Origin of the sequence: Arthrobacter koreensis, assembly GCF_035792275.1 — a bacterium.
GTDB lineage: Bacteria > Actinomycetota > Actinomycetes > Actinomycetales > Micrococcaceae > Arthrobacter_B > Arthrobacter_B koreensis_A.
In genome coordinates, this window is record NZ_JAMWKK010000003.1 from 251826 (window position 1) to 265283 (window position 13458).

At 66.0% G+C, this 13458-nt stretch carries 12 protein-coding genes; 2 read left to right on the top strand and 10 right to left on the bottom strand.

Translation table 11 applies throughout. The features are described 5' to 3' along the window. The first annotated feature begins 52 nt into the window (after window positions 1-52). Window positions 53-682: a hypothetical protein gene (locus NGB94_RS04735; RefSeq protein WP_325789404.1), complete on the top strand. Its 630-nt coding sequence runs from the start codon at window positions 53-55 to the stop codon at window positions 680-682. Between the two features lie 70 nt (window positions 683-752). Here NGB94_RS04735 and NGB94_RS04740 read toward each other — a convergent pair whose 3' ends face one another. From NGB94_RS04740 to NGB94_RS04780, 9 genes are all read right to left on the bottom strand, one after another. Continuing rightward, entirely contained in the window at window positions 753-1940 is a 1188-nt protein-coding gene (locus NGB94_RS04740) for a TerC family protein (RefSeq protein ID WP_325789405.1), read from the bottom strand. A 182-nt stretch (window positions 1941-2122) separates the two neighbouring features. Beyond that, window positions 2123-2746, bottom strand: coding sequence for a nucleotidyltransferase family protein (locus NGB94_RS04745; RefSeq protein ID WP_325789406.1), 624 nt, complete (start codon window positions 2744-2746; stop codon window positions 2123-2125). A 98-nt stretch (window positions 2747-2844) separates the two neighbouring features. Beyond that, on the bottom strand, window positions 2845-3144 hold the full coding sequence (locus NGB94_RS04750) for a DUF4193 domain-containing protein (protein WP_091602360.1): 300 nt from the start codon (window positions 3142-3144) through the stop codon (window positions 2845-2847). Window positions 3145-3262: 118 nt separating this feature from the next. Then, on the bottom strand, window positions 3263-5884 hold the full coding sequence (locus NGB94_RS04755) for an MMPL family transporter (RefSeq protein WP_325789408.1): 2622 nt from the start codon (window positions 5882-5884) through the stop codon (window positions 3263-3265). Between the two features lie 36 nt (window positions 5885-5920). Next, window positions 5921-6532, bottom strand: a complete 612-nt coding sequence (locus NGB94_RS04760) for a TetR family transcriptional regulator (protein ID WP_325789409.1) — start codon at window positions 6530-6532, stop codon at window positions 5921-5923. Window positions 6533-6672: 140 nt separating this feature from the next. Next, window positions 6673-7059, bottom strand: a complete 387-nt coding sequence (locus NGB94_RS04765) for a hypothetical protein (RefSeq protein ID WP_325789411.1) — start codon at window positions 7057-7059, stop codon at window positions 6673-6675. A 116-nt stretch (window positions 7060-7175) separates the two neighbouring features. Further along, window positions 7176-7580: a DUF779 domain-containing protein gene (locus tag NGB94_RS04770; protein ID WP_325789412.1), complete on the bottom strand. Its 405-nt coding sequence runs from the start codon at window positions 7578-7580 to the stop codon at window positions 7176-7178. Continuing rightward, window positions 7580-8599 (bottom strand): alcohol dehydrogenase AdhP, encoded by a 1020-nt coding sequence (gene adhP / locus NGB94_RS04775; RefSeq protein ID WP_325789413.1) that lies wholly within the window; start codon window positions 8597-8599, stop codon window positions 7580-7582. The genes NGB94_RS04770 and adhP overlap by 1 nt, the downstream gene beginning before the upstream one ends. A 59-nt stretch (window positions 8600-8658) precedes the next feature. Beyond that, a complete protein-coding gene (locus NGB94_RS04780) occupies window positions 8659-10182 on the bottom strand; it encodes an aldehyde dehydrogenase family protein (RefSeq protein ID WP_325789415.1) in 1524 nt (507 codons plus the stop codon). Between the two features lie 192 nt (window positions 10183-10374). Here NGB94_RS04780 and NGB94_RS04785 point away from each other — a divergent pair, with 192 nt between their 5' ends. Beyond that, entirely contained in the window at window positions 10375-12039 is a 1665-nt protein-coding gene (locus NGB94_RS04785) for a DHA2 family efflux MFS transporter permease subunit (RefSeq protein WP_325789417.1), read from the top strand. Here the strand turns inward: NGB94_RS04785 and NGB94_RS04790 are convergent. Further along, window positions 12036-13364, bottom strand: a complete 1329-nt coding sequence (locus NGB94_RS04790; RefSeq protein WP_325789418.1) for a GAF domain-containing protein — start codon at window positions 13362-13364, stop codon at window positions 12036-12038. The genes NGB94_RS04785 and NGB94_RS04790 overlap by 4 nt on opposite strands. Between the last annotated feature and the right edge of the window lie 94 nt (window positions 13365-13458).

Consider the following 13458-nt stretch of genomic DNA (forward strand, 5'->3'; position numbering starts at 1 on the left):
TGCCGGTCACGGAGTCTGGGCGGCTCCAACTCTGCTCGGCTACCGTAAGTACATGATCGATGCCCTCCTGCGCCGTCCGGCCTCTGCCGCCGAGGTGGCTTCGGACGGCGTTCGCCTGCTCGGTGCAGTGAGCCTGCTCGCGGCCCTGCTCTGGCACGGCCCGGTTGAGGCCGCCTTGTTTGCGCTGGTGCTGCTGGGCCTGCTGGTCTCCCGCTGCCTGCCCGCGGCCCCGCTGTTTTCCTCCCTCTACGGGCTGACGCTGCTGCTGGCGGCCTGGAGCAGCGTGATGGACCTGTACGCCCGGATTTCCTGGTGGGACCTTGCCGTGCACTTCGCTGCGACCGGGACCATTGCCGTCATGGCCTGGTACCTCCTCGCTGCCTACGGCGCGGTGACCGCGTGGCAGGATTCCGGCCGCCCGGTGCCCGCATTCGCCGTTCCCGCCGTTGTGACGTCGCTGGGCCTGGCGCTGAGCGTGCTCTGGGAATTCGGCGAATGGTGGGGGCACTACTACGTGGACGCCACGATCAATGTTGGCTACCGCGACACCATCGGAGACCTCGCCGCCGGCGGCCTGGGTTCAGTGCTTTCCGGCATCCTGCTGGCCCGCCTCATCCGTCGGAACCCGCCGCCGCACGCCGGAACGTCCGGCGCTCCGCTGCAGCGGCGCCTGCAGGGCTGACTCCGGGCTCCTGATACAGGAAGGGCCCTCCGCAGCCTGACAGCTGCGAAGGACCCTTCCCGGTAACTAACTACTTGCTTGAGTAGCGGGCGTGCTCCTCATGGGCACGGGCAACCTCGGCACGGATATCTTCAATGTCCTTCACCTTGTCCCGGTACTTCTTGTCCATCTGCAGGATCTGCTTCTCTTCGTCGCAGAGGGCCCGGTAGATACGCTCCCGCTCGGACTCATCCGAGGTGTAGGAGAGATCCAGGTAATCGTTGGCGTGGCGGCGGGCATTGTTCACGGCGGTCTGGGCCTTGCCCGCCGGGCTTACCAGCGATGCGATAACGGTGACCAGCAGGACGCCGATGATCACGCTGAGGGACAGGCCGGTGCTGACCTCGACGACTTCCACATGCTCGCCGTTGTTGATGAACGGCAGGGTGTTTTCATGCAGGGCGTGCAGCACGAGCTTCACGCCAATGAAGGCGAGGATGGCGGCCAGGCCGTAAGAGAGGTAGATCAGGCGGTCCAGCAGTCCGTCGATCAGGAAGTAGAGCTGGCGCAGGCCCATCAGGGAGAACGCCGTGGCCGTGAAGACAATGAAGGTGTTCTGTGTCAGGCCGAAGATGGCGGGAATGGAGTCCAGGGCGAAGAGGATGTCGGTTCCGCCGATGGCCACCATGACCAGCAGCATCGGGGTGAGGACCTTCTTGCCGTTCTCCACGGTCATCAGCTTGTCGCCGTCGTAGTGGTCGGTGGTGGGCAGCACACGCTTGGCGATGCGGATGATGAAGTTGTTCGCTTCGTCCTTCTCGCTGTCCTCGGGCTTGAGCAGGTTGCCTGCGGTGATCAGCAGGATCAGGCCGAAGAGGTAGAAGATCCAGGAGAAGGAGTTGATCAGCGCCGCGCCCAGGAAGATGAAGCCGGTGCGCGCAATCAGCGCGAAGACAATGCCGAAGAGCAGGACCTTCTGCTGGTCCTCCCGGGGCACCCGGAAGGACGCCATGATGATCAGGAAGACAAACAGGTTGTCCACGGAAAGGGCCTTCTCGGTGATGTACCCGGCGAAGTACTCACCGCCCATGGTCACCCCGCCGAAGACGAGAACCAGGATGCCGAAGATGATGGCCAGGCCCACGTAGATGGAGGACCAGACGGCCGCTTCCTTCAGCGTGGGTATGTGCGCCTTGCGGATGTGGAAGAAGTAGTCGAAGGCCAGCAGGCCGAGGATGACAACGATCGTCACGCCCCAGATCAGGGGGGAAACAGTCATGGAGTCTCTGCTTTCGTAGGGTACGCCAAAGGACCGCAAGTCTCTCCGGCAGCCATTGGCTGCCCGCTGGCCCCGGCCGGGCGTCGGTGCCCTACGTGTTGACGAGGTTCAGCGTGGGTGGATACTCCCCTACGAAGGCTCCACTTTACCTGATCCGCTCCGGTGCCTGCGACGAACACGGCCTATCCCTCCGATCCGGGCGCACGCCGGCTCTCCAGCAGCCCCAGGTCTTCCGGGGTATCAATGTCCCGCCCGTCGCCCTCCGGACCGCATTCAACCAAATCCACCAGGCCCGGATGGGCGGCCAGGAAGGAGCGGGCACCGGTATCTCCCCGGGCACCTGCTGCGGCGGCCCTGGCCAGCTGCGGCGCGAAAAGGACGGGATGGCCGCGCATCAGGTTTCCGCCCGGCACCCGGTAGGCCGCACAGGAGACCCTGGCGGGCGCAGCACGGGAGATCAGCCGCGCCACCGTTTCCGCGCTCAGCCCGGGCTGGTCCGCCAGCGCAACCAGCACCGGTTCCTGCGGGGCGAGCGTGATGGCCTCGGCGATGCCGGCCCGGAAGCTGGAGCCGACGCCGGTTTCCCAGTCCGGGTTGATCACCACGTGCATTCCGGCCAGGTTCGCTTCAGTACTCACCCGGGCAGATCCGGCACCGAGGATGACGATGACGCGCGAGCACCCGCCGCGCAGCAGTTCCGCTGCGAGGTGTTCAACCAGGGGGCGGCCGTGAAAGGGCAGCAGGGCCTTGGGACCGCGGCCCAGCCGGATCCCTGCCCCCGCTGCCAGAAGGACCGCGCTGACCATGCAAGGTACGAAAGCACACCGGCCGCCTTAACCACAACCGCCGCACCCGAATCCGGGTGCGGCGGCGGTGCCCGGTCCTGGCAGGACCGGCAGGGTCTCTAGCCCTCGCAGTCCTTGCAGTACTTGGTGCCGTTCTTCTCCACGGCGAACTGGGACCGGTGACGGACCAGGAAGCAGGAGCCGCAGGTGAATTCGTCCTCCTGCGCCGGCACTACCCGGACCAGCAGTTCCTCGCTGGAAAGGTCCGCGCCCGGAAGTTCAAAGGCTTCCGCGGCCTCGGATTCGTCCACGTCCACTACGGCTGACTGCTTGTCGCTCCGCCGGGCCTGAAGCTCTTCGATTGAGGCGGTTCCGGCATCCTCTTCGACCTTGCGCGGTGCGTCGTAATCAGTAGCCATATTCAGGCTCACTCTCCAATGCTTGGTGGGGGCTGTAGGACGGGGCAGTGCACCCCGATGGTAACCGGTACTGTCTGCTGTGCAGGCCAGAAGCGCAACAAGTGTGACATATTTCGGCTCAGCGTCCAGCCGATGCGAGTTCCTGTTCCGTTTGGGCCCCGCCCCGGTCCTTCGCCGCCTGCAGCAGCCCGGAGCCTTCCACATCCACGTCCGGAAGGATCCGGTCCAGCCACTTCGGGATCCACCAGGCCGACTTGCCCAGCAGGTGCAGCACGGCCGGAATGAGGGTCATGCGGATGACGAAGGCATCCAGCAGGACACCGATGGCCAGTGCAAAGCCGATCGGACGGACCATGGTCAGGTGGGCGAAGATGAACCCGGCGAACACGGAGACCATGATGATGGCGGCGGCCGTGACCACGCGGGAAGCATGGTCGAAGCCGTTGCGGACGGCCTGCCGCGGGTCTTCCCCGTGGACGTAGGCTTCGCGCATGCCGGAGACCAGGAACATCTGGTAGTCCATGGCCAGGCCGAAGAGCACGCCGATGAGGATGATCGGCAGGAAGCTCAGTACGGCTCCGGGGTTGTGCACGTCGAAGATGCTGCCCAGCCAGCCCCACTGGTAGATCGCCACGACGGCGCCGAAGCTGGCGGCCAGGGAGAGCAGGAACCCTCCGGTGGCAATCAGCGGCACCAGGACGGACCGGAAGACCAGCAGCAGCAGGACCAGTGACAGGCCCACCACGATCAGCAGGTACACCGGCATGGCATCCATCAGCTTGTCCGAGACGTCGATGTTGATGCCGGTTTGGCCGGTAATGGCAATTTCGACGCCGGTGTCATCCTTGATCTGCCCCGCGTCGTCGCGGATGGTGTGCACCAGGTCTTCGGTGCCTTCGGCGGCAGGACCGCCTTCGGGGATGACCTGGAAGACGACCATGGTTCCGTCGTCGCTGGTGGAAGCGGGCACCACTGTTGTGACGTGGTCCAGTTCGCGCAGCGAGTCCGCCACTTCGTAGGTGAGGTCGGAGGTTTCGCTCTCCGAGAGCCCATCGGGGAGGTATCCGACGACGATTACGGGGCCGTTGATGCCTTCGCCGAAGCTCTCCCCCAGGCGCTGGTAGGCCTGGTAGGCCGTTGAATCAACCGGTTCCGATCCGCCGTCGGGCAGTCCCACGCGCAGCGAGCCGGCGGGAATGGCCATGGTGCCCAGCAGCAGGACACTGAGAATGACGGTGATTACCGGATGGTTGGTGACCAGCCGGCCCCAGCGGCGCGGGCTGCCGTTTTCCTTGTGCTCTGCGGCCGCGGCCTGGTCTGCGGACGAGAGCCGGGCGTGCGGACCGGGAGGCGTGATGCCGGCCTTGGTCCAGGCCTTCTTCGAGAGGATGCGGTTCCCGATGAAGCCCAGGAACGCCGGGGTCAGTGTCAGCGCGACGAGGATGGCCATGGCCACGGTGCCGGCAGCCGCCAGGCCCATGACACTGAGGAACGGCAGTCCGGGGACGGCGAGCGCGGCCAGGGCGATCACGACGGTCAGGCCGGCGAAGAGCACTGCATTGCCGCTGGTCCCGGTGGCCACGCCGGCGGATTCTTCCAGTTCCATGCCGTGCAGCAGCTGGGTGCGGTGCCGGTTGATGATGAACAGCGAGTAGTCGATCCCGACCGCCAGGCCGAGCATCAGCGCCAGCATCGGGGAGATGGAGGTCATTTCCACGACTCCGGTAAGGGCCATGGTGGTGCCGACGCCGGCGATCACGCCGACGACCGCCATCAGCAGCGGCAGCCCGGCGGCCACCAGCGTGCCCAGCATCAGGATTAGCACGACGGCGGCGACGGCCACTCCGATCGCTTCGGACGGCCCGAAGAGGGAGGAGACGTCCTCCACGATTTCCTTGCTGAAGAACACCTGGACCCCGGAGTCCGTAATGCGGCTGGCGGTGTCCTGGACTTCCTGGCGCTGCTCGGGGGTGACCGAGTAGGACTGCTCCTGGAACTGGACCTCGGAGAATGCGGTGGCTCCGTCCTCGGAGACGAAACGCAGTCCGTCGGTGGCTTCTGCCATGCGCTGTGCGTCCGTTAGCTCCTGTTCGCCTGCGGCCAGCCGGGCGACGCCGTCGTCATAGGCTGCCTGCTGCTCGGCAAGCTGCGCTTCTCCGGCGCTGAGCTGCTCTTCCCGGGCGCTGAGCTGGGCACGGATAGCCTCAGCCTGCTGAACCTGTCCGGCGGCTTCCAGCTGTTCAGCCTGCATCCGGGCCAGCGACAGCTGGTCCCGTCCGGCTGCCAGCTGGGCGGCTGCGGCGTCGAGCTGCGGCTTGCCGGCCTCCAGCTGGGCGCGGGCAGCGTCCAGCTCTGCCTGGCCGGCTGCGAGCTGTTCTCCGCTGCCGTCCAGCTGCGCCTGCATTTCGAAGGGATCGCTGACCGACTTCAGGAAGTCCAGGCCGTTCAGTTCCGCCACGGTGTCCGTGACCGCCTGGCGCTCGGCCTCGGTGAAGGCCTCTCCCGATTCGGTTTCAAAGACGATCCTGCCGGATCCGCCGGACGCATCCGGCACCCGCTCGCGCAGTTCGTCCAGGACCCGCTGGCTCTCCGAGCCGGGGATGGTGAAGTTGTTCGAGGTGGGGGCGCTAAAGGCGGCAAACGCTCCGCCAATGCCAAGCAGCAGCACGAGCCAGGAGCTCAGGAACCACCAGCGGTGCCGGAAGCTGAATTTGCCGAGCCGGTAAAGCAGGGATGCCATGGAGTGTCTTTCTTTGAACGGTTCAGGTGGTGGGATCTAGCGGCTAAAACCGTCACGGAGGAATCCGACGGCTTCGGTAAAGAGTTCTTCGAGCAGCGTGAGGGTCTTCGGGTTGATCTCCCCGTGCGTGCGCCGCTGCCATTCGGCGAACGCACTGCGCCCGCAGGCGAGCACCGCGGCGACCAGCGTGGACGTGTAGAACGGGTCGGCGTCCTGTCCCAGCCGGGTCCGCAGCAAGTCGACAATGCGGTGTTCGGCGTGGTCCCAGGCCTCAAGGTGGACGCGGCCCATGTCCGGATGGTCTTCGGCGAGGCCGTGGAGTTCCGCCATGACGGCCAGGTTCGCCGGATCGGCCGGCTGGGAAAGGGCTTTGAGCATCGAGTCAACGATGTTCTCGTGGTGCGGACGCGCCTGGAAGTGCCCAAGCACCCCGTCGAGGAAGTCCTCCATGGCCACGTTGAGTGCCGCAGAGGTACTGGGAAAGTAGTTGAAGAACGTGCGCCGGGAAATGCCGGCCGCATCCGCGATGTCATCAACGGTGAACTGGCCGGCACCCCGGCTGCGGACCAGCCGGAGCGTGGCATCGGCAATCGCCCGGCGGGTTGCCGTCTTGTTCTGCTCCCTGCGGGAAACCTGCTGCTCTGTCACGCCGCTACACTATGTGCAAGTTTGCACGAGAGGCAAATTCTTTTCCCGGGGGCGGAACCCGGGCAGAACAATGCCCGCCCCGGGATTCCCGGGACGGGCATTGTGCGGCGGCGGTGAAGCCGCCCCTGCATCCAGTCGGGCTAGCGCCCTTCGGGCTGCGGGCGCGCCGGATCCATCGTGGAGCCGCCGCCGGAGGTGTGGGAGCGGTCCGCCGGATTGGCGGTTCCCGCGACCGTCGACGATCCGCTGGAACTGCTGGAGCTGCTGGAGTTGCTGCCCGACGTTCCTGAGCTGCTGCCCGTGACGCTGTCCTTCGCGTGCGAGGCCGCATCCTTGGCGGAGGAAGCGGCATCCTTGGCAGCCCCCGTGACCTTCTCCTGCAGTCCCGGAACCTTGTCCTTGGCCCAGTCAGTACCCTGGCTCACGGTGTCCTGAACCTTGGGGTCGTTCCACAGGGACATAATCTTCTCCCGGCCGGCCTTGGAACCAATCAGGTAGCCGACACCGATTCCTGCCAGAAAAGTCATCTTCTTAACCATGGTGTTCCTCATTCCCGCCCCGCTCGAGGCATCATGATGTACCGTCCGATCCTTTCCAGCCGGCGGCCGGAAAGGAATTAAACAGCAACCTTACTACTTGGGGGCTATCCGGGCACATCCAGGAGCTTCGAGCGGATCAGGAAACGCTTTCCCTCCGGCGCTTCCAGGGAAAATCCGCTCCCCCGGCCGGTCACGACGTCCACCGTCAGGTGCGTGTGCTTCCAGTACTCGAACTGTTCGGCAGACATCCAGAACCCGATGTCTTCGCCGTCCAGGTCAAACACTCCCAGGAGAACATCGGCATCTGAGGTGATGAAGTCTCCCTCGGGATAACACATGGGTGAGGAACCGTCACAGCAGCCGCCGGACTGGTGGAACATCAGCGGCCCGTGCTGCTGCTTCAGTGTCCTGAGCAGTTCCCGGGCGGCGGGCGTAAGCCCCACCCGGGAAACTGTTTCCCCGGGCAGGGCCGGCGCGGCGTCCAGGACCGAAGCTGGAAGCGGATCCATTAGTACTGGACCACTACCCGTCCGTCGATCCGGCCGGCGGCCAGTTCATCCAGGACGTCGTTGATGTCATCCAGCGGACGGGTGGCAATCTTTGGGTGGATGAGGCCCCGGGCATAGAAGTCCAGCGCCTCCACCATGTCCTGCCGGGTCCCGACGATCGAGCCCCGGATGGTCAGGCCCTTGAGGACGATGTCGAAGATCGGTGCGGGGAACTCCCCGGGCGGCAGGCCGTTGAACACGATTGTTCCGCCCCTGCGCGCCATCCCGATGGCCTGGCCGAAGGCGGAGGGGTGCACGGCCGTGACCAGCACCCCGTGCGCTCCGCCGGTCTGGGCCTGGATGGCTTCGACCGGATCCTCGTTCAGGGCGTTGACCGTGACCTCGGCGCCGTATTCACGGGCCAGGGCCAGCTTGTCATCGGCAATGTCCACGGCGGCGACGCGAAGTCCCATCGCCCTCGCGTACTGCACGGCTACGTGGCCGAGCCCGCCGATGCCCGAGATCACGACCCACTGTCCCGGCCGGGCCTCGGTCACTTTCAGCCCCTTGTAGACCGTGACGCCGGCGCAGAGCACGGGGGCTACCTCCACCGGATCTGCGCCTTCGGGAATGCGCGCTGCAAACTTTTCATCAACCAGCATGTACTCCCCGAAGGATCCGTTGACGGTGTAACCGCCGTTCTGCTGCTGCTCGCACAGCGTCTCCCATCCGGTGCGGCAGTATTCACAGACGCCGCAAGCGGACCACAGCCAGGCGTTGCCGACCATGTCCCCTTCCTTCAGCTCGGTCACACCTTCACCGAGCTGCACCACGCGGCCCACGCCTTCATGTCCGGGAATGAAGGGCGGCGTGGGCTTCACCGGCCAGTCCCCCTGTGCTGCATGCAGGTCCGTGTGGCAGACCCCGGTTGAGACGAGTTTGACCAGGACCTGTCCCGGGCCGGGGCTGGGAATATCGTTCTCTCCCACCGTGAGCGGCTCGGCGAGGGTATTGACGACGGCGGCCTGCATGCGTTCCATGTCGATCTCCTTGTGTTCGGGGGTGTACTGCTGGGGGGACTGGCAGGTGGAACCGGACTCTAGAAGAAGCCCTGCTTGGATTCGGCGTAGCTGACCAGCAGGTTCTTGGTCTGCTGGTAGTGGTCCAGCATCATGGCGTGGTTTTCGCGTCCGATGCCGGAGGATTTGTACCCGCCGAATGCCGCGTGCGCGGGGTAGGCGTGGTAGTTGTTCACCCAGACGCGTCCGGCCTGGATGTCCCGCCCGGCACGGTAGGCGGTGTTGCCGTCCCGGGACCAGACTCCTGCGCCCAGGCCGTAGAGGGTGTCATTCGCGATTGCCAGCGCCTCGCCGTAGTCCGAGAACCTCGTCACCGAAACCACCGGCCCGAAGATCTCCTCCTGGAAAATACGCATGTTGTTGGTGCCTTCAAAGACGGTGGGCTCAACGTAGTAGCCGCCGGCCAGGTCGCCGTCGAGAACGTTGCGCTTGCCTCCGGCCAGGACCTTGGCGCCTTCCTGCCCGGCAATGTCCATGTAGGAGAGGATCTTCTCCAGCTGGTCGTTGGAGGCCTGGGCGCCCACCATGGTGCTGGTGTCCAGCGGGTTGCCCTGAACCATCGCAGCGGTACGGGCCAGTGCATCGGACATGAAGGAGTCGTAAATGGATTCCTGGACCAGTGCGCGGGACGGGCAGGTGCAGACTTCGCCCTGGTTCAGGGCGAACATGTTGAAGCCCTCCAGCGCCTTGTCGTAGAACGCGTCGTCGCGGGCGGCCACATCGGCGAAGAAGATGTTTGGGCTCTTGCCGCCCAGCTCCAGTGTCACAGGAATCAGGTTCTGGCTGGCGTACTGCATGATCAGGCGGCCGGTAGTCGTTTCACCGGTGAACGCGATCTTGCGGATCCGCTTTGAGGACGCCAGCGGCTTGCCGGCCTCCACTCCGAATCCGTTGACGATGTTCAGCACGCCGGCAGGCAGCAGGTCGGCAATCAGTTCAGCCAGCACCAGGATGGACGCCGGGGTCTGCTCCGCAGGCTTGAGCACGACGGCGTTGCCTGCTGCGAGCGCGGGGGCAAGCTTCCAGGTGGCCATCAGGATGGGGAAGTTCCAGGGGATGATCTGGCCTACCACGCCCAGCGGCTCGTGGAAGTGGTACGCCGTGGTGTTGTCGTCGATCTGGGAGAGGGTGCCCTCCTGGGCGCGGATCGCGCCGGCAAAGTAGCGGAAATGGTCCACGGCCAGCGGCAGGTCGGCTGCCAGCGTTTCGCGGACCGGCTTGCCGTTGTCCCACGTTTCCGCGACGGCAAGCATTTCGAGGTTCTCCTCGATCCGGTCGGCGATGCGGTTCAGGATGTTCGCACGCTCCGCCACGGAGGTCTTGCCCCACGATGGCGCTGCCTTGTGTGCTGCATCCAGCGCCAGCTCGATGTCCTCGGAGGTGCCGCGGGCAACTTCGCAGAAGACCTTGCCCGTCACCGGTGAAACGTTCTCAAAGTAGCCGCCCTTAATCGGGGCGACCCATTCTCCGCCGATCCAGTTCTCATAGCGAGGCTTGAATGAAACAAGTGCCTCGCCCTGGCCGGGCTGCGCGTAAACGGTCATGACTTGTCTGCTCCTCGTTTTGAGCGTTGGTACACGACCTCGGTGTCGTGTCCGTCGGTGCGCGCAACGCTACGCAGGCGGACGTAGCATCCGCGTAGCAGGACCGGTTCGGCACATGTCTGGCGGCTTCCCACAAGGAGGTTTATGGTTACCTAGGGCAATTTCTTATGGACCGAGATACAAGGGACGCTAATGACTTCCGAACGCAGTGGCAGCGGCGCGGAGCCGCAGCCAAACCGGTATGTCCGTTACCGCTGGTGGGGCCTGCTGGCCATCAGCCTGGGCGTCGCGATGATTATCATGGACGCCACGATCGTGTCCGTGTCTGTTCCGTCGATTGTCGGGGACCTGGGCATTTCGAGTACCCAGATCCAGTGGGTCCAGGAGATCTATACCCTCCTCTTCGCCGCACTGCTGCTCACCTGGGGACGCATTGCCGACCGGGTGGGCCGGCGGCGGATCATGCTGATCGGCGTCGTGCTCTTTGTGGCGGCGTCCGTGCTGTGTGCCCTGGCTGAATCAGGCGGCGTCCTGATCCTGGGCCGGGCGCTGCAGGGCCTGGGCGGATCGATGATCCTTCCCACCACCCTCGCGCTGCTGAACGCAAACTTCCAGGGCCGGGACCGCGGCATTGCCTTTGCGGTCTGGGGTTCAACGATCGGCGGCATGGCTGCCATCGGCCCGCTGCTGGGCGGCTGGCTGACCGAGCACGCCAGCTGGCGCTGGGCGTTCGGAATCAACATTCCGGTGGGCGTGCTGGTGGTTGCGGGACTGCTGCTGTTCGTGGCGGAATCCTCCGAAGCCATCACCGGCGCCGCGCAGCGGCTGGACCTCGGGGGCGCCGCACTGTCCATCCTGGGCTTCGGCGCGCTGGTCTTCGGCCTGATCGAGGGCCGCAGTTACGGCTGGTGGAACGCCACCGAGGACGCACCGTTCCAGGTGGGCACCCTCTCCCCCGTGCCGCTGGCCTTCCTGGTCGCGGTGGTGGCGCTGGTCTGCTTTGTGCTGCTGGAACGCTCACGGACCGCGGCGGGCAAGGGCGTCATCCTGGACCTGTCCCTGTTCCGTATCCCGTCCTTCGCCAACGGCAACGTGACTGCCCTGATCGTGAGCTTCGGTGAATTCGGGCTGATCCTCTCCCTGCCGCTGTGGTTCCAGAACGTGCTGGGCTACACCGCCTTCCAGGCAGGTCTCGCACTGCTTCCCCTGGCCGTTGGCTCCTTCCTGGCTTCCGGAGGCGTGGCCTCCCTGGCCAGAAAGTACAGTCCCGTGGTGGTGGTGCGGATGGGCCTGGGGCTGGAAATCCTCAGCATCGCGGCCCTGGCCCTGCTGATCCGTCCGGACAGCACAGCCTGGCTGACTTCCCCCATCCTGCTCTTCTACGGAATCGGCGTTGGCCTGGCCACGGCCCAGCTGACCTCGGTGATCCTTGCCGAGGTTCCGGTCGCCAAGAGCGGACAGGGCTCCGCCACGCAGAGCACCGCCCGGCAGACAGGCTCGGCGCTGGGCATCGCCGTGCTGGGAACGGCGTTCTTCACCACTCTGCGAACCGGAACCGAGAACCAGACAGCGGAGGCCGTTGCCGGCGCGCCCCAGCTGGCCGGAGCCGTGGATTCGGTGAATGCCACGTCCGGCGGCAGCATCACGGCTCTGGCCGCCGATCCCCAGACAGCATTCATTGCCGACGCTGCGCGTGAGGCGATGACGAACGGGGCGTCCCTGGCGGGCTGGATCGCCGCCGGTGCCCTGCTTATCGGTTTCCTGACCAGTCTGCGGATCAGGCCGGTCATTGGCCCGCAGGCCGGTGAACCTGCCGGCGTCCGGGCGACGGAAACCGGCGGCGAGGCCCGCTCCTAGGAAAGGTCCCGCTCGATCCGCTGCAGCCCTGCAACTATCCCCGCCCGGCGCGGGGAACGCGGGGGCAGCAGCTGGAGCGCCAGCCGCCACGCTTCGGCGTCGTCTGCTGCTTCCTCGAGTTTGAGGTACTGCAGCACCGTCTCGATCCCGGCCTCTCCGAGAACCGCCTCACGCAGTTCAGCGCTCAGGCCGCGGCGCAGCTCCACGATGCCCGGGGCCTGGGAATGCGGCAGCACCGGCCCCTTGTAGATGTTCAGGGCCAGCCGGTGGGCACCGCGGGACAGGCAGGCGCGCACCTGACCGGCGTCCAGGACCAGGTCCGCGGGCAGGCGGTACGGCCGTGACTCCGGCACGATCCGTGCCGATGCTGACCGGGACAGCAGTTTGCGCAGCCGGAGCATCTCCGCCCGGACGCTGCCTACCGAGGCTTCCTCCGGATAGGCCAGCACAGCCAGTTCCTCTGCGGTCAGTCCCCGCGGATGCAGCGCCAGCAGGGTCATCAGCTCGGAGTGGCGCTGGCTGAGCTGAACCCGGATGCCGTCCACGCACAGGTCCGCGGTGTCTGTCCCCAGAACCTGCAGGCTGTCCTGGTACAAGCTGGAGCGGGGAGTCCGGGTGCCGGCACCACCGCGGGCGGGGCGGTCCCCGCTGAGCTGGAGGCGTTCGACGCGCAGCTGGGCAGTGGCTGCCGCTACGGCCGCCTGGACAAGGGCCAGCGTGTGTACGGCAACGGCTTCTTCCTTGCCGGTGATGTCCACCACGCCCAGCACGCTGCCGGATTCGGGGTCCTGGACCGGGACTGCGGTGCAGGACCAGGGGTGCACCTGCGGGCTGAAGTGCTCGGCGCCGGCGATCTGCACGCTCCGGCCCGTAGCCAGCGCGGTGCCGGGAGCACTGGTCCCCACGGCGTTTTCCGACCAGTCCGCCCCGGGCATGAACATCATGTTCTCGGCCCGGCGCAGCAGCTCGGGATCGCCGTCCACCCACAGCAGCCGGCCCAGCTGGTCCCCTACTGCCACCAGCAGGCCGGTGTCGCGGCCGGGTTCAACGAGGAGCCGCTGGATCACCGGCATGATGGAGGCCAGCGGGTGCGACTGCCGGTAGGCGGCCAGCTCCGCGCCTTCCAGAACCAGGGCCGACCTTGCGGCGTCGGGATCAGGGTGGTGCTGCAGGGAGCGCTGCCATGATTCGCGGACCCCCGGGCGCAGGACGTCCAGGACTTCGCCCTGGGCGCGCAGGCTTTCGTGGGCCAGCCAGGCATCACGCTGGAGTGTTTCGGGGCTCCGGAAAACCCTGCTCTGCAGGGCACTGGAAGACTGCTGCACCGTCCAACCTATCCGCGTTGATAAGGAGACCGTTCTGGCCGGAGCCGGGCCGGGGTTCTGCCGCTGCTCCGGGCAGCCAGCGGCTGCCCGTCCA